The organism is Mycobacterium attenuatum, assembly GCF_900566085.1.
Lineage (GTDB): Bacteria > Actinomycetota > Actinomycetes > Mycobacteriales > Mycobacteriaceae > Mycobacterium > Mycobacterium attenuatum.
On the sequence record NZ_UPHT01000095.1, the window covers coordinates 1 to 25,216 of the forward strand.

At 65.5% G+C, this 25,216-nt stretch carries 17 protein-coding genes and 3 pseudogenes; 6 read left to right on the forward strand and 14 right to left on the reverse strand.

Annotated elements, in window-relative coordinates; all coding sequences use genetic code 11:
- Positions 1 to 165: 165 nt before the first annotated feature.
- The 4 genes and pseudogenes from EET13_RS15955 to EET13_RS15975 all read right to left on the reverse strand — a co-directional run bounded on the left by EET13_RS15955 (position 166) and on the right by EET13_RS15975 (position 2,757).
- Positions 166 to 579 (reverse strand): hypothetical protein, encoded by a 414-nt coding sequence (locus tag EET13_RS15955; protein WP_122443202.1) that lies wholly within the window; start codon positions 577 to 579, stop codon positions 166 to 168.
- A gap of 198 nt (positions 580 to 777) precedes the next feature.
- Entirely contained in the window at positions 778 to 1,380 is a 603-nt protein-coding gene (locus tag EET13_RS29895; protein ID WP_133163583.1) for a hypothetical protein, read from the reverse strand.
- A gap of 627 nt (positions 1,381 to 2,007) precedes the next feature.
- A pseudogene (locus EET13_RS31570) lies at positions 2,008 to 2,463 on the reverse strand (hypothetical protein); the annotation flags it as partial.
- Entirely contained in the window at positions 2,464 to 2,757 is a 294-nt protein-coding gene (locus EET13_RS15975; protein ID WP_122443253.1) for a hypothetical protein, read from the reverse strand.
- A 459-nt stretch (positions 2,758 to 3,216) separates the two neighbouring features.
- Here EET13_RS15975 and EET13_RS15980 point away from each other — a divergent pair, with 459 nt between their 5' ends.
- The 5 genes and pseudogenes from EET13_RS15980 to EET13_RS31575 all read left to right on the forward strand — a co-directional run bounded on the left by EET13_RS15980 (position 3,217) and on the right by EET13_RS31575 (position 7,392).
- Complete coding sequence (locus tag EET13_RS15980; protein WP_122443203.1) at positions 3,217 to 5,199, forward strand: putative alpha/beta hydrolase; 1,983 nt, start codon at positions 3,217 to 3,219, stop codon at positions 5,197 to 5,199.
- A 76-nt stretch (positions 5,200 to 5,275) separates the two neighbouring features.
- Positions 5,276 to 5,734: a hypothetical protein gene (locus EET13_RS15985; protein ID WP_122443204.1), complete on the forward strand. Its 459-nt coding sequence runs from the start codon at positions 5,276 to 5,278 to the stop codon at positions 5,732 to 5,734.
- Between the two features lie 72 nt (positions 5,735 to 5,806).
- Positions 5,807 to 5,971, forward strand: coding sequence for a hypothetical protein (locus EET13_RS30415; protein ID WP_168990798.1), 165 nt, complete (start codon positions 5,807 to 5,809; stop codon positions 5,969 to 5,971).
- Positions 5,972 to 6,038: 67 nt separating this feature from the next.
- Positions 6,039 to 6,846 (forward strand): annotated as a pseudogene (locus EET13_RS15990) (alpha/beta hydrolase); the annotation flags it as partial.
- A 270-nt stretch (positions 6,847 to 7,116) separates the two neighbouring features.
- Complete coding sequence (locus tag EET13_RS31575; RefSeq protein ID WP_244603939.1) at positions 7,117 to 7,392, forward strand: hypothetical protein; 276 nt, start codon at positions 7,117 to 7,119, stop codon at positions 7,390 to 7,392.
- A 27-nt stretch (positions 7,393 to 7,419) separates the two neighbouring features.
- Here the strand turns inward: EET13_RS31575 and EET13_RS16000 are convergent, their stop codons facing one another.
- Positions 7,420 to 9,660, reverse strand: coding sequence for an alpha/beta hydrolase-fold protein (locus EET13_RS16000; RefSeq protein ID WP_122443205.1), 2,241 nt, complete (start codon positions 9,658 to 9,660; stop codon positions 7,420 to 7,422).
- Between the two features lie 28 nt (positions 9,661 to 9,688).
- Positions 9,689 to 10,810: a M24 family metallopeptidase gene (locus EET13_RS16005; RefSeq protein WP_122443206.1), complete on the reverse strand. Its 1,122-nt coding sequence runs from the start codon at positions 10,808 to 10,810 to the stop codon at positions 9,689 to 9,691.
- A gap of 46 nt (positions 10,811 to 10,856) precedes the next feature.
- Between EET13_RS16005 and EET13_RS16010 the strand changes: the two genes are divergently transcribed.
- Positions 10,857 to 11,813, forward strand: coding sequence for a 5'-3' exonuclease (locus EET13_RS16010; RefSeq protein WP_122443207.1), 957 nt, complete (start codon positions 10,857 to 10,859; stop codon positions 11,811 to 11,813).
- 15 nt (positions 11,814 to 11,828) lie between these two features.
- On the opposite strand, the gene EET13_RS16015 is transcribed toward EET13_RS16010, so the two are convergent.
- From EET13_RS16015 to EET13_RS16050, 8 genes and pseudogenes are all read right to left on the reverse strand, one after another.
- Complete coding sequence (locus tag EET13_RS16015) at positions 11,829 to 12,611, reverse strand: DUF4333 domain-containing protein (RefSeq protein WP_122443208.1); 783 nt, start codon at positions 12,609 to 12,611, stop codon at positions 11,829 to 11,831.
- Positions 12,612 to 12,669: 58 nt separating this feature from the next.
- Positions 12,670 to 15,396, reverse strand: a complete 2,727-nt coding sequence (locus EET13_RS16020; RefSeq protein ID WP_122443209.1) for a DEAD/DEAH box helicase — start codon at positions 15,394 to 15,396, stop codon at positions 12,670 to 12,672.
- Between the two features lie 21 nt (positions 15,397 to 15,417).
- Positions 15,418 to 16,275, reverse strand: a complete 858-nt coding sequence (tatC, locus tag EET13_RS16025) for a twin-arginine translocase subunit TatC (RefSeq protein ID WP_244603940.1) — start codon at positions 16,273 to 16,275, stop codon at positions 15,418 to 15,420.
- A 139-nt stretch (positions 16,276 to 16,414) separates the two neighbouring features.
- The gene (gene tatA / locus EET13_RS16030) at positions 16,415 to 16,681 is read right to left on the reverse strand and encodes a Sec-independent protein translocase subunit TatA (RefSeq protein WP_122443211.1); all 267 of its coding nucleotides are present in this window, start codon (positions 16,679 to 16,681) and stop codon (positions 16,415 to 16,417) included.
- Positions 16,682 to 16,748: 67 nt separating this feature from the next.
- Complete coding sequence (locus EET13_RS16035) at positions 16,749 to 17,717, reverse strand: helix-turn-helix transcriptional regulator (RefSeq protein ID WP_122443212.1); 969 nt, start codon at positions 17,715 to 17,717, stop codon at positions 16,749 to 16,751.
- On the reverse strand, positions 17,714 to 18,712 hold the full coding sequence (locus EET13_RS16040; RefSeq protein WP_122443213.1) for a helix-turn-helix transcriptional regulator: 999 nt from the start codon (positions 18,710 to 18,712) through the stop codon (positions 17,714 to 17,716). The genes EET13_RS16035 and EET13_RS16040 overlap by 4 nt, the downstream gene beginning before the upstream one ends.
- Before the next feature lie 150 nt (positions 18,713 to 18,862).
- Positions 18,863 to 20,221, reverse strand: a complete 1,359-nt coding sequence (gene pafA, locus EET13_RS16045) for a Pup--protein ligase (protein WP_122443214.1) — start codon at positions 20,219 to 20,221, stop codon at positions 18,863 to 18,865.
- Positions 20,222 to 21,096: 875 nt separating this feature from the next.
- A pseudogene (locus tag EET13_RS16050) lies at positions 21,097 to 25,044 on the reverse strand (non-ribosomal peptide synthetase); the annotation flags it as partial.
- Positions 25,045 to 25,216: the final 172 nt, after the last annotated feature.

A 25,216-nucleotide genomic window follows, 5' to 3' on the forward strand; every position in this document is an offset into this window, starting at 1 on the left:
GGCCCGACTTGCGCATCACCTGCACCGCCACCGCACCCGAAGCGGTGCGCACCTTGCGCACAAACACTCACCGGACCCTACCCGGTTAGTAAGCCAAAACCCGCCCTCCGCCACACAAACCAGCAGGCCACAGCAATTCTGAGCTCGAAATCCAACAGAGGTGTCCTAACTCAGGTCTGACACACGGTCGGGGAGGCCTTCGGTTTGATCACCTCGCCAGTGGATGGTGTCTAGATCATCCTGCGGCTCAACGCAAACCGGACCCGACCAGCCCTCTTCAAGGTCGAGGAGGTAGTAATACAACGCCGGATCATCAAAGTCGGTCCACGGCCCAGGATCTATGAGGGACTTCCTGGTGTCACGGACAAGGCCCCAAGTAATTTCTGACGGTGACGCCTGGTACACCAGGTACATCAGGGGACCTTCGGTCCACGCATGGGAAACCAAAAACACGTAGTATCCCGGCGCTTCTCTCCCGGCATTCTCCGCGTTCTTAATCACGATGTGCCGCGACAACTTTTGCAGCACATCGGAGGCGAACTGTCGCTGCCCTTCTGCCGGATCAGTTGATGGGGACATAGTTGTTCACCCATGGTGGTGTCCAGGTCCAGTTCGGCCCAATTTCTACTGCTCCACTACCCCCTGCCAGGGGATACATGGTGATCACCCCCTTCTGTCCACCGCCGGGCACGGTCGGATTGCCTTGGTTTATGTTGGCGATTCGTGAGACTTTCGCCAGACGGCGGCAGCCATCGGGTCTTGCAGTACGAGCCTCGTTCATGGCGAATACGTGTACTGCTCGCGCACCTCCATCACTGATTCCCACTGGGGGAATCCGGCGATTATTTCTGCATCGGACAACTCCGTCATGTCCGGCGGCGCGCCGTCTAGGCCATCGACGTGTCCGATGTAGATCCGAGCGGTTAGTCCCGACATGGACAACCAATCGAACTTCAAGACGTACTCGGTCAATTTTTCAATGGCGGGCATCGCCCTTGGATCAGCAACTGTTCCGGGACGATCCGCGTCTCTTGCCCATATGTCGCCACCATTCGGTGCGATCAGCGGAGGGATATTAGACGTTGTCGGTGTCCAATAGCCTCGTGTGGAGTACCACGGATACTGGCGACTGGCATCGTTCGACCAATCGACCTTCCCGACACCCGTTAGCACGACGAGAGCAGTATTTGAATCCTCGAAACCGCTCCATCGGATATCGAAGATAATTCCGGCGCGCGAGCGCTGCGGCGAAAGGCGCATATCGATAAACTCGGCTTCATTTAGAGCGCCCTGCTCGATTAATGGGTTCGCCTTAGAAACTGTAGTCAGCATGACATCCGGCGCGAACTCATAAAGTTCACGAATCGAATAAGCGTTCATATGAAAGATCCTATCATCAGTTTGGCACGGGTATATGCGCAAAGGGATCTGAAGATGACACCGTCCGACCAGTAAACGGGTCCACTTCTTGACCCATGATATTGAGGTAATTCAAATACCCGTGCGGGTACTGGGCTGTTGGTTCCATCACTCGGATCGATACGACGCGTGGATCAATGCCTGGTTGATTTGGCGTTATCGAATAGATCCAACCTTGTCCAGATTTCGCCGGGGTGTCTGAGATAACTCCAGGCGGAACACCGGGGAGGTTGACTCCGCCCGGGCCGATTACATTCGTGGGCGGGTGCTGCTGCGGTAAGACGTCTAGGTAGTGTTGCTTTTCGGCGTTAAGCAGTTGGGTTTCGACATGGAAATCAGCTCTTCGTGGATCGCTGGAAGGCAGTGACTCAATAAAAGGCTTATAGATATGGTTGTGCTCCCATATCCTCTTGTTGACATCCTTCAACCCAGCGGCAGCTTGCTCACGCGACATCGGCGGCTGCGGCGGTGGCGGCTCTTGTTTCCAGGTGTGGTCGACGGCCTGGATGCGAGGTTTGTGGTCGTGGGGGGTCTCCGGAAAGCTAGTGGTGGCAATTCCGGCCGTCGCAGCGGTGACCTTGGCGCCTGCTTCGTGTTCGGCCCCGATGAGCTGCGTGGCGCGTTGGCGGATGTCGGCGGCGAAAGCTTGTGCTTGTGCCTGACGAGATGCCTGTTCTGCGGCGGTGCGGCTGGTTCGGGTGTCGGCGACGAGAGGTCTTCGCCGACGTTGAAGCCGGCGTCGTTGGCGTCTTGGACGGCATAGATGACCCGCCGTTGGGCGGCGCCGATGGTTCCGGCGCCCTCACGCGCGATGACCGCGGCCTGACGCAGCTGGTCGGCCTTGGCGGTGACGATCACCAAATCACCGCCGGTTCGCGCTCGCAGCGCCTCGCCGCCAGCGCCGTCCCAGACAATGGTGTGAGATTGGTTGCGCACCTGCAGGAACACGTCCTCCCACAGGTCGGCGGTCCTGGACCAGTAGTGGGCCGCATCGACGAGATGCTCGGTATCCCAGGCCTGAAGCTGCGACAGGGTCGGAAGCATCTACACCATCCGCGGTCGCACGGCCGCCATCTCCCCCGCCGCCGTCACTTCGTTGCTGCCATACCCCTCGGCACCTGCCTTCACCGCACCGGTCGTCGCCTGGGTCCGGATGATCAATACTTCTGCGGCGAGGCCGACCGCCGTATGAGCGCCGCCCACCGCCGCGGTCGTGGGTTGACACGGCCGCCCCGGTGTCGGTGATGCCAGGACGCTGAACCTAGTGCTGAGCTCACGCCACTGGCTCGCCGAGGCTCTGAGCTGATAGACATCGACGCGTAGCTCACCGGTCTCCATCCTCGGGAAGTCTAATGATGTGGCGAGGGTCGGCAATTCACCGCAGGTCGACCGACCAGACGAATTCTTGATCCCGACGCCAGGACCAGTCCAAGCGTTGGCGGGATCCGCCCAGCAATCTGCAGCGACGCCGTGTTGGTCGACCAGTACCCCCAGGAAATCAGCGCTATCGAAACAAGAGCACGCGCGAGCGGCGCAGCCGGCGACGGCTTCGGCGATTGTTGCCGAGATCCGCGCCGCCACAAGGTTATCGGCGCCCTGCTCGATGGGGTGTGCCAAGCCGGCGCCGATGCACTGCAAGCATTGCGACCGCACAGCTCGCTAGGATGAGTTCGTGATGTTGGTCGACACCGGCAGCGTCATCCGCCCGACGCGCAACTGGACAATAGCGCGCCAGCCGCCGCGGAAGAATAGGCTGCAGAACGAGAAACGTTGGGCCGCAATACATCCGGTGATCCAATGGAACTCCGCTACATAAGCATCGCCCTCCTGATTGCCGAAGCCGGCGGCGATCCGTGGGCGGTCAACAGGAGCCTCCAAGCGGGTCACCCGGCTCAGATTTCCGATCTAGCCAGAGCTTTCCATGACGCGGGCGTCTCGACGGCCGAGGCCGACGCAGCATTCAATCAGGCGCGGCAGCGTTTCGAATGGGCCTGGAACCGGGAGAACGGTGATCACCCAATCAACGACTCCGCCGAGGTGCAACGCGTAACCACGTCGCTGAAGCTCCAGGCCGCGCAATTGCCGAGGATCGGTGTCGATTTAGAGAACATCGCGGCCGCCCTGGCCGAGGCGCAACGGTCCGCCGGCTGGTACATCTCGGCGCTCGAGCAGGACCTTGAGGATATCGACTGCGAGATCGGTGAGGCCCTCGCCAACGATGATCAAGATGAGGCCAATGCGCTGTGCGACGACGCCGTTGCCGAAACGCGGGCAGTGCTGGCCCAGCTCAACCACATTCGCGACAGTTACTCGGCGATCCTGCAAAGCGGGCTCGACAATCTGCGCGCCGACGGCGTTGACCCGGCAGAGATAGAAGTAGCCGACGAACTCTTGATCCCACCAGCTGACACCAACCCCGAGCAGGTCAAGCGCTGGTGGGATTCACTCAGCGACGAGCAACGACGCCTATTGGTCGATCAGCACCCGCAGGAGTTAGGCAACCTCAATGGCATTCCGGCCGAGGTACGCGATCAGGTCAACGTCGCGGTGATGAACGACGACCTCCGCCGCGTCGAGGAGATCGCCGGACAGCATGGACTGTCGCCAGAGAGCCTTCGGGACAACGCGCTCAACAACCGGGACAACGATGTGTTCAGCAACCCCGGCAAGTACGGCCTCACCGCCGCAGACATCACCCGGTATCAGAACGCGGTAAAAACTAACGAGGGCCTCAACCACGACAAGGCCGGCTCGGATGCCCGCTCGAGGCCTGTCATGTTGTGGGCATACGATCCACTCGCCTTCAACGGCAAAGGCAGAGCGGCAATCGCAATCGGCAACCCCGACAGAGCACAAAACACCTCCGTCATTGTGCCCGGCACCAACAGCAGCGTGAAAGGAGGCTGGTTGTACGACGCACATAACGACGCCATCAACCTCTACGACCAGTCGGCCAAAGCCGACCCAACCCATTCCACCTCAGTGATCGCCTGGATGGGCTATGACGCTCCCGCGTTCGAGTTCCAAAGTCCCGAAGCGGCCGTGACCGACCCGACCAAGCTGCAACAGGTCGGCACACCGTGGATGGCGCGCCAGGGTGGCGCGGTGCTGGCTGCCGACGTCAACGGCCTAGCAGTTACTCACGAAGGTGGCACCCCATCGCACGTGACCGTCATCGGGCACTCCTATGGGTCCACCACAGTTGCCGACGCGTTCGCCAACAGCGGCATGCGCGCCAACGATGCGGTGCTCATCGGCTGCCCGGGAACCGATCTTGCGCCCAGCGCCGCTGATTTTCACCTCAACGGCGGACGGGTCTACGTGGGTGCCGCCTCCACCGATGCGATCAGCTGGATCGGTGAATCAGGTAGCGCGGTGCCCAATTGGGTCAACAACGCACTCGGCGCCCCTCTCGGGCCATTGGCGGGACTGGGCACCGATCCGGCTCACGAAGGTTTCGGGTCGGTGCGCTTCCGCGCCGAAGTCGCCGGCTCGCACAACGTCACCCCCTGGTTCAACGACCATTCGCACTACTACAACAAGGGCAGCGAGGCGCTGCACAACATGACCGAAATCGCCGTCGGCCATGGAAACAATCTCGCAGGGGAAGGAATGCTAGCTCCACCCCGAGCCGAAGAACGAATCTCTACCCCGACCCAGGTGCATACCCCTCTGGGAACGATTCCGCTACCGCACGTCGAGATCACCACACCTGTTACTGTCGACCCCGAATGGGACCGGCCAGGGGACTCCGTCACCAATGACCATGAGTTCAAGTAGCTTCCGCCGGTCAGGCCTGCTGCGGCTTGCGGCCGTAGCGCTGACAATGGCTTTCCCATTGGGAGGTTGTTCACTGATGTATCCGTTTGCGCACGATGCTGATCGCCCCGAGCATCCGCTCTCCGACGAGCAGGCCATGGCGCAGGTGATCGAGCCAGCGAAACAGATCGCCAAAGTAGCTGGACTACAGGACGTCTCGGGAGAATTTGGGTGGGAGTCCTGCAACGACCAGGGCGATCCGCCCTTCCGTAGCCGCGTAAACGTCAAGTTTAACGTCCCCGCCGGCATGGATCGCAACGCCTACTTTGAGCAAGTGGCCGCAACGATGGTGGCGCATGGCTGGTTGGCCGGCCCCCCACCTGGGCTGCGCCCGTTCGGAACGGCGATCCACAAAGATGGCGTCATGGCAATCATCGGGGTGAGCCCCTTTCTCGGCGCGGATGGCGATGTCGAACTTTCCGGCGAGTGTCGCAACATGGGCGACCATCGTCACGCCCGCTGGCTCAATATCAGCGACCAGCTACGTGGAGGATGAAGTTTGAACGACAGCAATGCATCCCGTACTGGTTGCTTTCTTGACGAGCGGCCCTTTTCTTCGTGTGGAGTGATGTCAATCAGCCATCGTCGACGATGGCTGGTCTGCCTTGCGGCGCTGACCGCGGCGATCTTCGCCTCCGGAGTTTGTTCGTCGATGTATCCGTTTGGGAACGACCCCGATCACCCCGAGCGTTCGCTCGCCGACGAACATGCCATGGATCAAGTAGTCAAGTAGTCGAGACAGCCAAGAAGATTACCAGAACTGCTGGGCTGGAGGATGTTTCGAGAGGTTGCGGTTGGATTCCACCTCAGTGATCGCCTGGATGGGCTGTGACGCTCCCGCGTTCGAGTTCCAAAGTCCCGAAGCGGCCGTGACCGACCCGACCAAGCTGCAACAGGCCGGCACTCCGTGGATGGCGCGCCAGGGGGGGTGCGGTGCTGGCCGCCGACGTCAACGGCCTAGCAGTTAGCCACGAAGGTGGCACTCCGTCGCACGTAACCGTCATCGGGCACTCCTACGGATCGACCACAGTCGCCGATGCGTTCGCCAACAGCGGCATGCGCGCCAACGACGCCGTGTTGATCGGCTGCCCGGGAACCAATCTTGCGCACAGCGCCGCTGATTTTCACCTCAACAGCGGGCAAGTCTATGTGGGTGCCGCCTCCACCGACGCGATCAGCTGGATCGGCGAATCAGGAAGTGCGGTGCCCAATTGGGTCAACGACGCACTCGGCACCCCTCTCGGGCCATTAGCGGGACTGGGCACCGATCCCGCTCACGACGGTTTCGGGTCGGTGCGCTTCCGCGCCGAAGTCGCCGGCACGCACAACGTGACCCCGTGGTTCAACGACCATTCGCACTACTACAACAAGGGCAGCGAGGCGCTGCACAATATCACCGAAATCACTGTCGGCCATGGAAACAATCTCGCAGGGAAAGGAATGCTAGCTCCACCCCGAGCCGAAGAACGAATCTCTACCCCGACCCAGGTGCATACCCCTCTGGGAACGATTCCGCTACCGCACGTCGAGATCACCACACCTGTTACTGTCGACCCCGAATGGGACCGGCCAGGGGACTCCGTCACCAATGACCATGAGTTCAAGTAGCTTCCGCCGGCCAGGCCTGCTCCGGCTTGCGGCAGTAGCGCTGACAATGGTTTTCCTGTTGGGAGGTTGTTCTCCTATGTATCCGTTTGCGCACGATGCTGATCGCCCCGAGCATCCGCTCTCCGACGAGCAGGCCATGGCGCAGGTGCTCGAGCCGGCCAAACAACCTTACGAAAATAGCTGGTCTGCAAGATGTTTCAGGAGGATTCAGCGGGGAGTCCTGCAACGATCAGGGCGACCCACCCTACCCCTACCGCAGTCGGAGTCGACATGACCTCAATCGCTCCCTCTGGAATCGACCACAGCGCCTACTTCGAGCAAGTCGCGGCGACGATGGTGGCTCACGGTTGGTCATCCGGCGTGCCGCCGGGACAGCACTTGTTCGGAACGGTGATTCACAAAGATGGTGTCATGGCAACTATCGGCGTAAGCCCATTTCTCGGCGCCGACGGGGCGATCGAGCTTTCCGGCGAATGCCGCAATATGAACAACCACCGCACTGACAGCAACGGGTTCAGCATCAAAGACCAGCTTCGTGGCCAGTGAAGCTGCGCCTAGCTGCCGCCGCACTCGCTAACCCGTTCGCGCCAGCGAAACCTGGTGCCGCCCAGCAGGTATCGCCACCGTCGACCCGGCCAACTCACCATCCAGCCGCACCTGCACGCCGTCAGCCAAACCGCCAAGGGTGATCTGCGCGGCAGTATCAGACGCAACCGCGATGCTCGACGACGGCAACGACGCCAGCCCGGCCCGCTCGACATCGACCGTCAGGCTGGCCACCCCGGTGAGCCGCAACGTCAGATACGGCAGCACCGGAGCCGGACCGTCCACCCGCCAATCCAATTCGGTGTACAGACCCGGTGTCGGGTCGAAGTGCGGGGCAAAGCCACGGTGCCGGCGAATGCTGTGCATCGGGTCCGGCCGCGCATACGAGCGGGCATCGACCTCCGCGGTGGCCCCGCGCCTGGCAGTCACGGCGGGATCGGCGGTCAACTCCGACAACCACCACACCTGGTGCGGCCCGATACCGAGGTCCGCACGCACCAATTGCGGATACCACGCAAACGTGATGTGACCCGGATCCGCTTGGCGCAGAACGGTTCCCATGTGCGCGATCGGATCGTCGAACTTGTCCTGAAGCACCCAGGCGATGTGATCCTCGAGCGGATAGACGGTAAACCGGTAGCGATAGCCCAGCCGGTCCAGTTCCAGCACCTGCTCGGCGGCCGAGGCGAACGGAACCAACTCGTCGATCAACCCGTGGGCGATCACGAACGGCAACCAGCGAGCGTTTCCCAGCAGCTCCCAGGTGTCGCCCTCACGGGCACAATGCGAATCGAGGTTCAAATCGGCCGGAATGTCGACGTTGGGCAGCAGCCGCACCCCACACGTCGGCGGCCCGGCCAGCACCACGGCCTGGGCGAACACCTCCGGATAGCTCAGCCCCAGCTTGTAGGCGGCATAACCGCCCATCGAATATCCCGAGATGACCGTGCGGTTGGGATCGGTGCCCAACTGCTCGGCCACCCGCGCCCACACCTCCCACACGTCGAGTTCGCCGGCGTCGAAGTACCACGTCGACGGGCCCCGGCCCAGCGGCGTGACCACCACCGAGCCGCGAGTCTCGCACACCTCGTGCAGCAGGCGCGGGTCGATCGCGGCGAACTGCGTTTGCCCCAGCGCCAGCGAGTGCAGCAACAGCGTCAGCGGTAGCGCCTGCCCGGGCGCATACGTCGACGGCAGGCACACCGAATACGGCTGCACCCGACCCAGAAACTGGGGATCGGTGTCCAGAACCGTGCCATCGGCAACGCCCTGACCCAGCTCCACCGAGGACACGTACCAGCGGGTCGACGGTCCGGTGATCACCGGCTCGGCAGCGGTCTCGCGGGCCGCCAGCCGGTCCCACTGCACCGCCACCGCGAACTCGGAAACGTCACCGCTGGTCAGCGCGGCGGCCTGGGCCGCGTCGGACCAGAAGTTCAGATGCGGCTTCTCCTGATCATGGGTACGAAACGCGACGTTGTAGACGTTGGGCTGACCGGGCAGCGCGCCGTGCTCGGCGGGCACGTCGGCGAACCCATCGCCTGCGGCGTTGGCCAGTCCCGCGGCCAAGCGAACCGTCCAGGTACCGGTGGGCTCCAGCACCGACCGCGGCACCTGCGCCAGAAACGACCGCGCCGGCAGGTCGACGCTGTGCTCGACGGGCGTGGCAACCTGCGTGGTCAGGTCGATCAGCCGGGCGCTGCGGCCCGACACCAGCAGGGCCATGTCGATGCCCGCCGAACGCACCCCCGCCCCGGCCGGCCAGTCGGCCGAGGCGGCCCGGCCCCGGTCGGTGTCGAAGGTGAACAGCGCGATCGGCACGGTCGCGTCCACCAGCGTGTTCCAGTCGACGCGCCACCAGGTGTGGGTCTCGGTGAGCCCGATCGCGACGCGGAAGATGTCGGCGCCGTTGCCGGCCGCGGGCCCGGCCGGATAGACGTAGGTGCCCCGCGGCGGCGCCTGGACTTTCAGATCACCCACCGGCAGGCCCGTCGCACCGTGGTCGTCGTAGAGAAAGTCGGTCCAGAACAACGCCCCGCCGGCCACCCGAGCCGCCCCGCAGGTACGGGGGAACTCCTCGCCGAACGGCCATCCCGACGGCACCGGAAGCTTCGGCTCGGGCTTTCGCGCGGCCGGCGGCACCCCCTCCGGCATCCCGTCGACTACGACCAGTTCGGCAGGCGGTGCTGGCGACGCGGGGCGCACCACCGCATCCGCGACATGGCGGGCGATACGTAACGGAAGCAGAGTCAGATCCAACAGCGACACGACGCCAACCTACCCGGCACCGCCGACATCAAACCGGCACCACGGTCAGCTCGTGCGGCCGTTGGTTGACGGACAGGGCACCGTTCTCGGTTACCACCACGATGTCCTCGATGCGGGCCCCCCACCGGCCCGGGAAGTAGATGCCCGGCTCGATGGAAAACGTCATGCCCGCAGCCAACGCCACGTCATTGCCGGCCACGATGTAGGGCTCTTCGTGCACGCACAGCCCGATGCCGTGCCCGGTGCGGTGCACGAAATAGTCGGCCAAACCAGCCTCGGCCAGCACGCAACGGGCCGCGGCGTCGACCTGGGCGGCGGTTACACCGGGTCGCACGGCCTCAAACGCGGCGCGCTGCGCCCGCTGCAGAACCGAATAGTGCTGCGCCACAACTTGTTCGGGTTCGCCGATGCTGTAGGTCCGGGTGCAGTCGGAGTGGTATCCGGGCTCGACGGTCCCCCCGATGTCGACCACGACGACATCACCCGCCTGCAGCGTGCGGTCCGAAAACCGGTGATGCGGGTCGGCACCATGCGGGCCGGAGCCGACGATGACGAACGCCACCTCCGAATGCCCTTCGGCGACAATCGCTTCGGCGATATCGGCGGCGACGTCGGCCTCGGTACGGCCCGGCACCAGCAACTCCGGAACCCGGGCGTGCACCCGATCGATGGCCGAACCCGCCCGGCGCAGCGCGTCAATCTCGGTTTCCTCCTTGATCATTCGCAGCTCGCGCAGCGCGTCGGTGGCCAACACCGGCAGCACGTCCAACGCAGCGGCCAGCGGCAGCAGATGCAAAGCCGGCATGGAATCGCTGACTGCCGTCGTCACCGGGCCACCGCCCAGCGCGGCGCTCACCAGTCGGTAGGGATCATCCCCGTCGACCCAGGTCCGCACACCCAGCCCCAGAGCATCGGCAGACTCCTTGAACGTGGCGAGCTCTAGCCGCGGCACGACGAGAGTCGGCTCACCCGAGGCCGGCAACACCAGCGCGGCGAGCCGCTCGAACGTCTCCGCGCGCGAACCGATGAGGTAGCGCAGGTCGTATCCCGGGGTGATCACCAGGCCGGCCAGACCGGCATCGGCGGTATTGGCGGCCGCCGCAGCCAACCGTCGCTCGTACACCGCGGAGTCGAATCGGCGAGAGTTCATGGCAGCCAGGCTAACCGCGCTCGCGCGGCCTGGCAGGATTGCCCACATGTCCGCTCCCCTGCTGCTGCTGGACGGCGCCAGCATGTGGTTTCGCTCGTTCTTCGGCGTGCCGTCATCGATCACCGCCCCTGACGGCCGGCCCGTCAACGCCGTGCGCGGGTTCATCGACTCGATGGCGGTGGTGATCACCCAGCATCGGCCCGGCCGGCTGGTGGTGTGCCTGGATCTGGACTGGCGGCCACAGTTTCGGGTGGACCTCATCTCGTCCTACAAGGCGCACCGCGTCGCCGAAACCGAACCCGAAGGCCGGCCCGACATCGAAGAGGTGCCCGACGAGCTCACCCCTCAGGTCGACATGATCATGGAACTTCTTGACGCATACGGGATCCCGACGGCCGGCGCACCGGGTTTCGAGGCCGACGACGTGATCGGCACCCTGGCGGCGCAGGAACGCCACGATCCGGTGGTCGTCGTCAGCGGCGACCGTGACCTGCTGCAGGTGGTGGCCGACGATCCGGTGCCGGTTCGGGTGCTCTACCTCGGGCGCGGGCTGTCCAAAGCCACCCTGTTCGGGCCCGCGGAGGTGGCCGAACGGTACGGCTTGCCGGCGGATCGGGCCGGATCGGCCTACGCCGAACTGGCGTTGCTGCGCGGCGATCCCTCCGACGGGCTGCCCGGGGTACCCGGCGTCGGCGAGAAGACGGCAGCCGCCCTGCTGGCCGCGCACGGCTCGCTGGATCAGATCATGGCGGCCGCTCACGACCCCAAGTCGGGGATGGCCAAGGGTTTGCGAGCGAAAGTGCTTGGCGCATCGGACTACATCGAGGTCGCCGGTTCGGTGGTGCGGGTGGCCACCGACTCGCCGGTGCAGCTTTCGACGCCCACCGATGCCCTACCGCTGGTGGCCGCCGACCCGGCGCGCACTGCAGAACTAGCGACTCGATACGGCGTCGGGTCGTCGTTTACCCGGCTACAGAAAGCACTGGACGCACTGCCAGCATGACAGGCATCGTGACCGTTACTGCGGCCTGCCGACCTCGTAGGTGCCCTTGTTGTCCTGGAACGTCACCGTCACGTGCTTGGACGCGCCGTCGATGCTGACGGTGCATTCGAAGGTGGCGCCCTTCTTGACGGTGGGGTTGACCCCGTTGTTGCACTTGACGTCCTTGACGTTCTTGGCCCCGTAGCCGTTGGTCTCGTCGGTCAGGATCTGCTGGACGCCCGAGTTGGCCTTGTTCACATCCAATTTGGTGGTGACAAAGAACCCTGGTTGCCAGAAACCGACTACCAAGACGATGCCGATGACCAGCACGACGATCACGCCGACGACACCGCCGATGATCGCCATCGAACGCTTGGAGCTCTTCGCCGCCTGGTCGTAGGGAGCGTATTGCCCGGGATATTGACCTGGCTGACCGTATTGGCCGGGCTGGCCGGGCGCCCCGTACTGGCCGGGCTGGCCGTACTGTGCCGGCTGGCCGTATTGGCCGGGCTGGGCCGCCTGACCGTACTGCCCGGGCTGGCCGAACTGCGGAGGTGCCCCGAATTGGGTCGCCTGCGAACCGAAATCGGGCTGCCCGTAGGCGGGCGCGGACTGCGGATACTGCTGCGGATACGCCGGGTCCACCGGCTGCTGGTACGACGGGTACTCCGCAGGCGTGTAGGCGGGAGTCTGCCAGGTCGCATCCTGAGTCGGCTGCTGCTGCCACGGTGACCCGGCCATCGTCGGGTCCGAGGAATGATCGCCCTGCCCGGGCGGCTGCCACGACTGCCTGGGGTCTGATCCCTGCGGTCCGCTCATTGCTTCTCCTGGTCCTCCTGCGGTCACATTCCGGACATAACCGTAGCTCCGGGCCAGCCTACCCGGCGTCAACCGCGACGACGCCGCGCCGGATGTCGTTGATGGCGCGCTTTGCCACAGCGCGCACCTCGGGGTCCGGAGCGGCGTTACGCACCTGGTCCAGCAGATCGAGCACCTGCCGGCACCAGCGCACGAAATCGCCTGCCGACAAAGGTGACCCGGTGCCGCTGACATCAGCGGCAGCCAATGCGGCCGCCAGATCACCGGTGCGCGCCCAACGATAGATGACGTTGACGAAACCGTCGTCGGGTTCCCGACTCTGGCTGATCCGGTGCGTCTGCTCGTCGGCGCGCAATTGCGCCGACAGCCTCGCGGTCTGCCTGAGCGCCTGGCGCAACCCCGGTGTGGGTGCCTCCACACTGGATGGTTCGTCACTACCACGCGATTCGTAGAGCACCGCCGAAACCACCGCCGCCAACTCGGGCGGCTTCAAACCCGCCCAGGCGCCGGTGCGCAGGCACTCGGCCACCAACAGGTCGCTTTCGCTGTAGATGCGAGCCAGCAACCGGCCGTCGTCGGTAACCTCGGGGTCGGTCGGCGGTCCGTGGATGAACTGCCGCTCGGTCAGCAGGCCTACGATCCGATCGAAGGTGCGGGCCAGCGAGTTGGTGGCCGCGGCAACCTTGCTCTGCAACTGCGCGTTATCGCGTTCGATGCGCAGGTAACGCTCCGCCTGGCGAACCTGAACCTCGACATCGGCAGCGTGGTGGCAGGGATGGCGGCGCAGCTGCTCGCGCAGCGATTCCAGATCCGGGTCCTCACTCGTGCGCTTCCTGCCGCGGCGATCAACCGGCGCGGGCAGGCCCGCGGCCGCCGACCGTAGCGCCGACGCCAAATCCCGGCGCACCCGCGGCTGGCGGTATTCGATGCGCTTGGGCAGTGCCATCGATCCGACCGGCGGCGCCCCGCCCGAATAGTCGGCCGACGAGATGCGCCCAGCCCACCGGTTTTCGGTCAGCACCAGTGGCCGCGGGTCGGCGCTGTCGCGGGCGGACTCCAACACCACCGCCAGCCCCCCGCGCCGGCCATGCGTGATGGTGATGATGTCTCCCTTGCGCAGCGCCGCCAGCGCGTCGTTGGCCTCCTGGCGGCGCTGCAGGCGCGACGCCCGGGCCTGCGAACGCTCCAGCTCCGACACCCGTGCGCGAAGCCGCGCATAGTTCAGGATCGGCGCGTTCGGGCCACCGAGTTCGGCGGCGATCTCGTCGAGCATCCGTTTGCCGCGTTCGATGCCGCGGACCAGTCCGACGACGGATCGGTCGGCCTGGTACTGGGCGAAGGACTGCTCCAGCAACCGGTGCGCCTGTAGCGGGCCCATGCGGTGTACCAGGTTGATCGTCATGTTGTACGACGGGACAAACGAGCTGCGCAGCGGGAAGGTCCGGGTGGAGGCCAGGCCGGCGACCTCAGCGGGCTCGCTGGTGTTGTCGGAGGGATGCCAGATCACCACCGCGTGACCCTCCACATCGATACCGCGCCGGCCGGCCCGGCCGGTCAGCTGCGTGTACTCCCCCGGCGTCAGCGGCAGATGCTGCTCACCGTTGAACTTCACCAGCCGCTCGAGCACCACAGTGCGGGCCGGCATGTTGATGCCCAGCGCCAACGTTTCGGTGGCAAACACGGCCTTGATCATGCCGGCGGCGAAAAGCTCCTCGACGGTGTGCCGGAATGCCGGCAGCATTCCGGCATGGTGGGCGGCCAGACCGCGCAACAAGCCCTCGCGCCACTCGTAGTAGCCGAGTACCGCCAGGTCGGCGTCGGCCAGATCGCCGCAGCGGTGATCGATCACCTCGGCAATCCGGGCGCGCTCGTCCTCGCCGGTCAGCCGCAACGGCGAGCGCAGGCACTGCTGGACGGCGGCGTCGCACCCGGCCCGGGAGAACACGAACGTGATCGCCGGCAACAGCCCCTCGGAGTCGAGCTTCGCGATCACCTCCGGCCGCGGCAGCGGACGGTAGAAGCGCGGCCGCCCCGGGCCTCCTCTTCCCCCCTGCCGGCGCGGCTGCCAGTCCGACATCCGGTCGGCCTCGCGGCGATGCGCGATGTGACGCACCAAGTCCGGGTTGACACGAGGCTGTTCGGCGTCGGCGTCGTAGGCGAACAGGTCGAACAGGCGCTTGCCCACCAAGATGTGCTGCCACAGCGGCACCGGCCGGTGTTCGTCGACCACGACCGTCGTGTCACCCCGCACGGTCTGCATCCAGCCGCCGAACTCTTCGGCGTTGCTGACCGTCGCCGACAGGCTGACCACCCGCACCTCGTCGGGCAGTTGCAGGATGACCTCCTCCCACACCGGCCCGCGCATCCGGTCGGCCAGGAAATGCACCTCGTCCATCACGACGTGGGAAAGACCTTGCAGTGCAGGCGAATCGGCGTAGAGCATGTTGCGCAGCACCTCGGTGGTCATCACCACGACGGGCGCGTTGGCGCTGACGGAGAGATCTCCGGTCAGCAGTCCGATCTGGTCGCGGCCGTAGCGCGCCGTCAGGTCGGTGTGCTTCTGGTTGCTCAGGGCTTTCAGAGGTGTGGTGTAGAAGCATTTGCCCCCGGCCGCCAGAGCCAGGTGCACGGCGAACTCGCCGACCACCGTCTTGCCGGCGCCGGTGGGCGCGCAGACCAGCACGCCATGGCCGCATTCCAGGGCGGCGCAGGCACGTTGCTGAAAGTCATCGAGCGAGAAGGGCAGCTCGGCAGTGAACCGTGCCAGCTCGGGCAGATCTGTCACCCCACCGCCCTGATGCGATCGCTAGGTGACGTCGTCATGTGATCCGCCGATGACCGAGGGCGCCGGTACCGGCTCGGGGGAATCGATGGCTGACGCTTCATCATCGGGAATCAGCGCCTCCCGCTTGGCTTTTCGTTTGTCGTGCAGCCGGGCGATCTGGATGGCGAACTCGAGCAGCACGGTCAGCGCCACCCCGAGCGCGGTCATCGAGAACGGGTCGGATCCGGGCGTGAACACCGCCGCGAACACGAACATCGTGAAGATCAGGCCGCGCCGCCAGGACTTGAGCCGTTCATAGGTCAGCATGCCCGTCATGTTGAGCATCACGATCAGCAGCGGAAATTCGAAGCTGGCCCCGAACACCACCAGCAGGTTGATCAAGAAGCCGAAGTACCGGTCGCCCGACAGCGCGGTCACCTGAACGTCGCTGCCGACTGTCAGCAGGAAGCCCAGCGCTTTCGACAGCACCAGGTACGCCAGCACTGCCCCGGCCACGAACAGCACCGCCGCCGGGATCACGAACGCCACCGCGAAGCGGCGCTCCTTCTTGTATAGCCCCGGCGTGATGAATGCCCACAGCTCGTAGAACCAGACCGGACAGGCCAGCACGACGCCGGCCGTCATTCCCACCTTGAGCCGCAACATGAACTGGTCGAACGGTGCGGTGGCCAGCAGCCGGCATTGTCCGTCGGCGCTGATATCGGCCCGCGCCGACTGCGGCAACGAGCAATAGGGGTGGCGCAGCCACTCGCCCAGGCTCTGCAGCCCGAACACCGAATGCGAATACCAGATGAACCCGAAAATCGTGGTGACCAGGATGGCGGCCAGCGATATCAGCAGCCGGGTCCGCAACTCGGTCAGATGGTCGACCAGCGACATCGTTGCGTCAGGATTGACGCGGCTGCGCCTGCTACGGGGGTTCAGCCGTTTAAGAACAGTGGCGGCACGCGCTGAGGCCCGGAAACCATTCCCCACGTTCGATCAGTGACGCTTGGGCACCGAAACGGTGGTTGCCGGGCTAAGCCGGCCGCGCCTCGGTGTGACCCGGCTCAGTGCTCACCGGAGGCTCGACTCGTTGCGACTGCACCGGCGTTGGGCTGGCCGGGTTGGTGTCGAGGGCGGGCGGCTGGTTTTTGGTCTCGCTTTGCATTTCCCGCATCTCGGACTTGAAGATGCGCATCGACTTGCCCAACGACCGCGCCGCATCGGGGAGCTTCTTGGCGCCGAACAACACGATCACCACGACGGCGAGGATCGCCCAGTGCCACGGACTGAGACTGCCCACTTTGATTACCTCCAGACGTTGACCCGATGTTACCGCAGCAGAGCTGCCAAGCCGCCCGGCCGCGCCGTCACTCCTGCGCAGCGGCCCGGTAGGCCTGCAATGCGGCTTCCGCGGCCGCCCGCACGCGCCGGGCCAGCGAGTCCGGCGCCAGCACCTGCACATCGGAGCCGAAGCCGAGCATGAGTCGCGTCATCCAACCCTCTGAGGCATAGGTCATGGCCACCTCGCAGGATCCGTCGGGCAGCTCACGCACGTCCCGTATCGGGTAGTACTCCAGCATCCATGACGCCGACGGCGCCACCCGCAGCGTTGCGCACGGCAGCGACGGATCGGCGTCGAACAGCGCCGTGTCCGGTGGCGCCTGCAGCGCAGGTTCGGGCGGCGTGGCCGGCTCGTCGAGCTCGGAGGCCTCGACGATCCGGTCGAATCGGAACAGCCGAACCCCTTCGGCCTCGCGTGACCAGGCCTCCAGGTAGCTGTGGCCGCCGATCAGCAGCACCCGGATGGGATCGACGGTCCGGGTGGTGAGGGTGTCGTGCGACGCCGAGTAATAGTCGATGCTCAGCGCCCGTTTGTCGCGCACCGCGGCGCGCACGGTCGCCGCCGCCGCGTGCTCGGCCGGCGCCGGTTGGTCGGCGGCCGAAACCGTGCTGGCGGGGCCGGCCGCCCCTGCCGCCGCCGAGATCTTAGCGATGGCGCTGCGGGCCGCCCGCGGGTCGACGACGCCCGGAATGTCCGCCAGCGCCCGCAGCGCCACCAGTAGCCCGGTGGCCTCCGGAGACGTCAGCTTCAGCGGCCGGTCCATGCCCGCCGAGAACGTCACCTCGATGGTGTCGCCGGCGAATTGGAAATCGATGAGATCCCCGGGGTAGTAGCCGGGCAGTCCGCACATCCACAGCTGGTTGAGGTCCTCCTCGAGCTGCTTGGCCGACACTCCGAGGTCGGTGGCGGCCTTGGCGCGGGTTATCCGTGGGTTGGCTTGGAAGTACGGCACCATGTTGAGCAGCCGCACCAGCCGGGTGGATACGGGAGTCATCGCGCTGCCCCGGCGTGGGCGTGCAGCCGGGCCAGCACGTCTTCCCGCAGGGTGGCCGGCTCCAGGACAATTGCGTCGGCTCCGTAGCCGGCGATCTCGCGCGCCAATCGGTCACTGGATCCGATGTCGAGTTCGATCACGTCGCCGTCGCGACCGGCCAGTCTCCGGGGGCCGACCGGTCGCCCGGCTCTGCGCAGCGCGGTGGCCCGCCCGCCGGCGACCCAGACCGTGGCCCGCGTACCGGTCGGCGCCTCGGTGACCTTCGCGGCCACGATGCCGCGCAGATCGACGTCGTCGGGCACGGCGATCGCGCCTGCCGGGCCGATCGGGGTGATCTCCCCACTGATCCGCGACAGCCGGAAAACGCGGGTGGCACCGCGGTCGCGGTCGTGGCCGACGAGGTACCAGCGGCCGTTCTCGGTGACCACGCCCCACGGCTCGACGGTGCGGGTGGTGTAGGGCTCGGCCCGCGACGACCGATGGCGGAACTGCACGGCCTGCCGAGAGTCAATGGCGGACAACAGGATTCCGAGCACGTTCTCGGACCCGCGTAGACCGGTCAGCCCGGCCGGCGAGGCGATGGTCACTGCGGCTTCGGTGTCTACGGGGTCGACGTCCACTCCGGCGGCCCGCAGCTTGAGCAACGCGCCCTGAGTGGCGGTGACCAGTTCCGGCGACTCCCAGAGCTGGGTGGCGACGGCGACGGCGGTGGCCTCGTCCGGGGTCAGGTCTACGGGTGGCAGCGCGTAGGCGTCGCGGTTGATGCGGTAACCCTCGGTTGGGTCCAGGTTCGACGCCCTGCCGACCTCCAATGGGATGCCCAGGTCGCGCAGTTCGTTCTTGTCGCGCTCGAACATCCGGGAGAACGCGTCTGCGGTGGGGCTGTCGGAATATCCGGCGACGCTGGAGCGGATCTTCTCGGCGGTGATGTAGCCGCGAGTGGACAGCAGCGCGATGACGAGATTGACCAGCCGTTCGACTTTCGAGGTCGCCATTTACACCAGGTTAGATGCCCCCACCCGTCGCCTGCATTAGCCGTGCCGTCTCAATAGTCACATTAATCCCACGCGGGAGGGCGGGAGAACTTCTCAATCGGCTAGCACATGCGCTATCGCGGTTGCGGTTCGACACCCGCGAGCCGCGAGTCACATGCTGGCGATCAGGCGTTTGACCCGCTCGTCCACTGAACGGAACGGGTCCTTGCACAGCACGGTGCGTTGCGCCTGGTCGTTGAGTTTGAGATGTACCCAGTCGACGGTGAAATCGCGTCCGGCGGCCTGCGCGGCGCTGATGAACTCACCGCGCAATCGGGCGCGAGTGGTCTGCGGCGGGTGGTCGACGGCGTCGGCGATTTCCTCGTCTGTGGTGACGCGCGCCGCCAACCCCTTGCGCTGCAGCAGGTCGAAGACGCCGCGCCCGCGTTTGATGTCGTGGTAGGCCAGGTCCAGCTGGGCGATCTTGGGGTCGGATAGCTCCATGTTGTAGCGGTCCTGGTAGCGCTGGAACAGCTTGCGCTTGATCACCCAGTCGATCTCAGTGTCCACCTTGGCGAAATCCTGGCTCTCGACCGCGTCGAGTTGACGTCCCCACAGGTCGACCACCTGCTCTATCTGCGGGTTCGGCTCGCGGTTTTGCAGATGATCGACGGCGCGGGCGTGGTACTCGCGTTGGATGTCCAGCGCGCTGGCCTGGCGTCCCCCGGCCAGCCGTACCGGCCGGCGACCGGTGATGTCGTGGCTGACCTCACGGATGGCGCGGATCGGGTTATCCAGGGAGAAGTCACGAAACGCCACCCCCGCTTCGATCATTTCGAGCACCAGCGCGGCGGTTCCCACCTTGAGCATGGTGGTGGTCTCACACATGTTGGAGTCGCCGACGATGACGTGCAGCCGCCGGTATTTCTCGGCGTCGGCGTGGGGCTCGTCGCGGGTGTTGATGATCGGCCGTGATCGGGTGGTAGCGCTGGAGACCCCCTCCCAGATGTGCTCGGCTCGCTGGGACAGGCAGAACGTCGCGGCCTTGGGCGTCTGCAGCACCTTGCCGGCCCCGCAGATCAGCTGGCGGGTGACGAGGAAAGGTAGCAACACGTCGGAGATGCGGGAGAACTCGCCGGCCCGCACAATCAAGTAGTTCTCATGGCAACCGTAGGAGTTGCCCGCCGAATCGGTGTTGTTCTTGAACAGGTAGATGTCCCCGCCGATACCCTCGTCGGCAAGCCGCTGTTCGGCGTCGATGAGCAGGTCCTCGAGCACCCATTCGCCGGCCCGGTCGTGGGTGACCAGCTGCACCAGGCTGTCGCATTCGGCGGTGGCATATTCGGGGTGACTACCCACGTCGAGGTAGAGGCGTGCGCCGTTGCGCAGGAAAACGTTGGAGCTGCGCCCCCAGGACACCACCCGGCGAAACAGGTAGCGTGCCACCTCGTCGGGGCTGAGCCGACGATGGCCGTGGAAGGTGCAGGTGACACCGAACTCGGTCTCGATGCCCATGATTCGTCGCTGCACGTAATCGAGGGTACTGGTTGTCTTGATGCGGTGGTGAGCAAGCCGCGCCCAGTGTCGGGACCAACCCGGTCTCACCCGTGGGCAGCACCACCTTGCTGCCCGGGGCTGATAGCGGTGATCCGGGAGCGGGTTGCTATGCGGGGGGCGCGCACGGCGTCCCGGTTGCGCGGCAGCCGTGGCTGTGCACCTATTGCACGAGGGAGTTGGTGTCCGATTTGCCGCTTTTGAGCGACAATTTAGGGGGTGCAATTTAGGGCGCCGGCGCGGTTCCTGTATCGGCGGTTACTTCGAGTATCCGAGAACACCCGGGCCTCTGCTTGACCGGCGCAGTGCCCGGGTTTCGCCACGGCGGTCGACGTGTCCATTGACCGCCGTGGACGCACAGTTGACGACGTAAGTGCACGCTCGAATCCGTCTGCGAGCATAAGCGGAGGCGTCCAGGTCGTCGAGCGTGCAGCCAGGGCGGCCGACGCGCCGCGAGCTCGCCACGCGGGCACAGTCGAAGCCGTCAATGCACACTCGACGCCGTCAGGGCACACTCGAAGTTCGCGGCGGGCGTAGCAGAGGCAGCCAGGACGTCGAGCGTGCAGCCAGGGCGTCGAGCGTTGTAGGCAGGGCGTCGAGCGTGCAGCCAGGACGTCGAGCGTGCAGCCAGGGCGGCAGACGCGCCGCGAGCTCGCCACGTGGGCACAGTCGAAATCGTCAATGCACACTCGATGCCGTCAGGGCACACTCGAAGTTCGCGGCGGGCGTAGCAGAGGCGTCCACGGCGTCGAGCGTGCGTCCACGGCGGCCGACGCGCCGTGAGCCCGCCACGCGGGCACAGTCGAAACCGTCAGTGCATACGAAAACCGGCAATCAGTCCCCCGGCGAGGCTAACGCCCCACTACCCGGCCGTTGACTAATGCAGCATTCAGTTGTGCACCAAATAACCTGAGCGACTCGGCATTCAACATTTCGTTGTGCGTGGCGTCAACGGGGTACTCGACGATATGGCCGCGGACATACTGCCGCCAATCCTCGAGCAGCGTCGAACCATTTCCGTTGCGGGTAGCCGCGAATAAAATTAGGTCGCCGTCAAAGACCGCTGGCGCATGTTCGGAGCGATACCTTTCGTTGGCGATGCTGTTGGTGATCAGAATCCGAAGCAGCTGAGCGGACGGGAGCCCAAAATTCGCATCCGGTCGTTGCTGGATTAGTTCCTCTGCCTGCTGATAGGTAAAGGGCTCACGATCATCGGCCGGCAGCTCGATCCCATTTGCGCGCAGTACATATTTCAGAATTTCACCTTCCCGCGCTGCGGCAGTGGTTGCCTCATCCGCTTGCTCGGCGCGCGGAGTCGCATCGAGGACGATGAGTCGCCCGACGACGCATCCCCGCCGGCGAAGCTCGACGGCAAGCTCGTGCACCACAATTCCCCCGAACGACCAGCCGAGCAGGTGGTATGGCCCGCCGGGATACAACGATTGAACGGTGTCGGCATAGTGCTGCGCCATGTCACGAATTGAGTCGGGCCTGGTGTCATCGTCGACAACCTGCTGAATGCCGATAATCGGGCAGTCCAGGTAGGCGCCCAGCGCGTGATAAGGCCAGCTCAACCCGACGGCGGTGTGAATGCAGAACAGCGGAACCCCGCCAGCATGCCGCAGCACCTCCACCGGGGTCACCTCCGGTGACCGCGTCGGGCGGCGCAGCAGCCGACTTAGGCTCGCCACCGACGGTGCGTCGAACAGGCTGCGAACCGTCAGGTCGACGTTCAAGGATCTGCGCACTCCGGCAACCACCCGCATGGCCAACAGCGAGTTGCCGCCCAGATCGAAGAAGGATTCGTCGATGCCCACCCGCGGTAGACCCAGTACCTCCGCATAGATGCCGGCGAGGGTTTCCTCCACCGCGGTGGTCGGCGCGCGGTAGCGGGTGGTGTCGGCGTAGTCGGGGGCCGGCAGGGCGCGTTTGTCGAGCTTGCCGTTGACTGTCAACGGCAGCGTCGCCACGCTCACCACCGCCGCGGGCCGCATATATTCGGGCAGCCGCTCGGATAGCTGCGCGCGGAGCTGCTCAACCTGCACCTGCCCGGCTACATATCCCACCAGCCGCCGGTCACCGGGACGGTCCTCACGCGCGATCACCACCGCCTGCTGGCCCCCGGCGACCTCGGACAGCACCGTGCTCACCTCACCCAACTCAATGCGGTAGCCACGGATCTTCACCTGCTCGTCGGCACGGCCCAGATAGTCCAGCTGCCCATCGGCGCGCCAGCGCACCAGATCCCCGGTGCGATACATCCGCTGCCCAACCCCATAGGGACACGCCACAAACCGGGCCGCGGTCAGCGCCGGCCGGCGCCAATACCCGCAGCCCACCCCAGCACCGGCCACGTACAGCTCCCCCACCACCCCCACGGGCACTGGGCGCAGCCAGCCGTCCAACACGAACAACGCCGCACCCGGCACCGGCGAACCAATCGGCGGCGGCGCCGAATCGGCAACCAGCGGCGTACTCGTGGACACCCAGACAGTCGCCTCAGTCGGGCCGTAGGTGTTGATCATCATCCGGCCGGGCGCCCAGCGATCCACCAGCTCGACGGGACACACCTCGCCGAGCAGCACCACAGCCGCGGACTCCAGCCCGCGCCGCGGCAACATCCCGATGGCAGAGGGCGTTTGAGTCAACACGTCGACGTGTTCCCGCACCAGCAGGGCATGCAAGTCCGACGCCGAGCGCGCCACCGCGTCCGGCACCACCACCAGCCGTCCGCCGTGCAGGAGCGCTCCCCACATCTCCCACACCGAGAAGTCGAACGAATACGAATGGCATTGGGCGCCAGTCTTTCCGGCGGTGGCGGTGAACGGAGGCACCACGTCGAAGAGCTGGGTGACATTGCGGTGGGTAATCGCAACACCTTTGGGGGTCCCGGTAGTACCGGAGGTGTACATGATGTAGGCGACGTGGTCGGCGGCGGGGGTCGGCGGCGCGGTGCTGGGATAGGTATCGATTCGGGGATCGTCGATGTCGATGACGGCCAGATCGGTCGCCCCGGCGGCAACGAGCAACGGGGCGAGGTCGGTGGTGGTGATCGCGGCTTTGGGCGACGCGTCGGTGAGCATGAACCCGATACGCGCACTTGGGTGTTGGGTATCGATGGGTAGATAGGCGGCCCCGGTCTTGAGCACCGCGATGATGGCGACGGTGGCCGGGACGGAGCGCGCCAGCAGCAGAGCCACGACCGCCCCGGAGCCCACCCCCGCATCGATCAATGCGTGGGCCAGCCGGTTCGCGGCCCGCTCCAGTTGCGCGTAGGTCAGCTTACGGTCCACACCGGTCAGCGCCACCGACCGGGGCGTGCGAGCGACCTGGGCGCCGAACAGCTCCGGAATCGAGACCGGTGCAAGGGTTTTGCCCAGCGCAGCGCGGTTGCCAATTGCATCGAGATGGGCGTGTTCGGCGGCGTCGAGCACGTCGATCGATGACAACGGCGCGCTCGGATCGGCAGTCATCGCGGTCAGCAGCCGTTCCAGCCGGTCCCGCAACCTCTCGATGCTGGGAGCAGCGAAAACGTCGGTGCGGTAGATGATTTCGCCGCCGATGCCGGCGTGCGCACCGTTGGGGGTGAAGCGGTCGCCGAAGGTGAGGGTCAGGTCAAGGGGCGCGGCGTAGGTATCGGCCGGGATGGAACTGACACATAGCCCGGGCAACATCAATTCGTCGGCTGGAGCCGGGCTTTGCCAGGCCAACATGACTTGGATCAGCGGATGATGAGTAAGGCTGCGGGTGGGGTTGAGCCGTTCGACGACCACCTCGAAGGGCACGTCTTGGTGGTCGTAGGCGTCCAGACTGGCCTCACGGACCCGGGTGATCAGCTCGGTGAGGTTGGGGTTACCGGCCACGCTGATGCGCAGCACCACCGTATTGACGAACAGCCCGACCATCTCCTCGAAGGCGGCCTCGGTGCGCCCGGCGACCGGGATGCCCACGGCGATATCGGTGTTGCCGCTAAGGCGGGCCAACAATGCCACCACGCCGGCCGTGATCACCATGAAGCTGGTGGCGCGCTGCTCGCGCGCCAACCGGGCGACGCTCTGGCGCAAGGCCACCGGCCAGTCGACGGCCACACCGGCGCCCTCGTGCCGGGCCACCTGCGGGTAGTGCCGGTCGGCGGGCAGCTCCAGCCGTTCTGGCAACCCGGCCAGGGTTTGCTGCCAGTGCGCCAGCCCGGCGCAGATGGGGCTGGTGGTGTCGTCGAGCTCACCTAGCTGGTCGCGCTGCCACCGACAGTAATCGACGTAGTGCAGTGTCAACTCGTCCCAGCCCGGAACTGCTCCGGCGCTACGGGCGGTGTAAGCGGTGGCCAGATCGCGCAGCAGCGGGCTGAGCGACCACCGGTCGGCGGCGATGTGGTGCATGACGATGACCAGCACGTGTTCGTCAGCGCCGACGCTGAAAAGCTCTGTCCGCAGCGGGATTTGGTTGGCCAGGTCGAACCGGTAGCGAACCAGCGCGGCAATTGCCTGCGGCAGCCGGCTCGCCGGCCACGCCACGGCGTCGGTGACTTGCCAGCCCGCATCGGCGGCGGTGGCGTCGATGACACGCTGCTCGGGGATCCCGTCGGTGGCCGGAAAGACGGTGCGCAGTGATCGGTGGCGGCCGACTACATCGGTAACCGCCACGCGTAGCGCCTCGACGTCCAGCGGTCCACACAGCCGCAGTGCCAGCGCCATGTTGTAGATCGGCGAGGGCCCTTCCAGTTGGTCAATGAACCACAACCGACGCTGCGCATAGGACAGCGGCACCAGCTTCGGCGGCGCCGCGGCCGCCAAAGGTTGGACGCCGTCAGCGGCCATGCCCAAGTGAACGACCGGGCCGGGCGCCGACAGTGCGTCGACGAGGGCACATATGACGCCGCATCGATCCGGGGCCACGGGCACTTTCCACGCTGACGTACGGGCAGACACGCATCGCGATCAATCCCTGCACTCGGCTCCGGCGAGATATCCA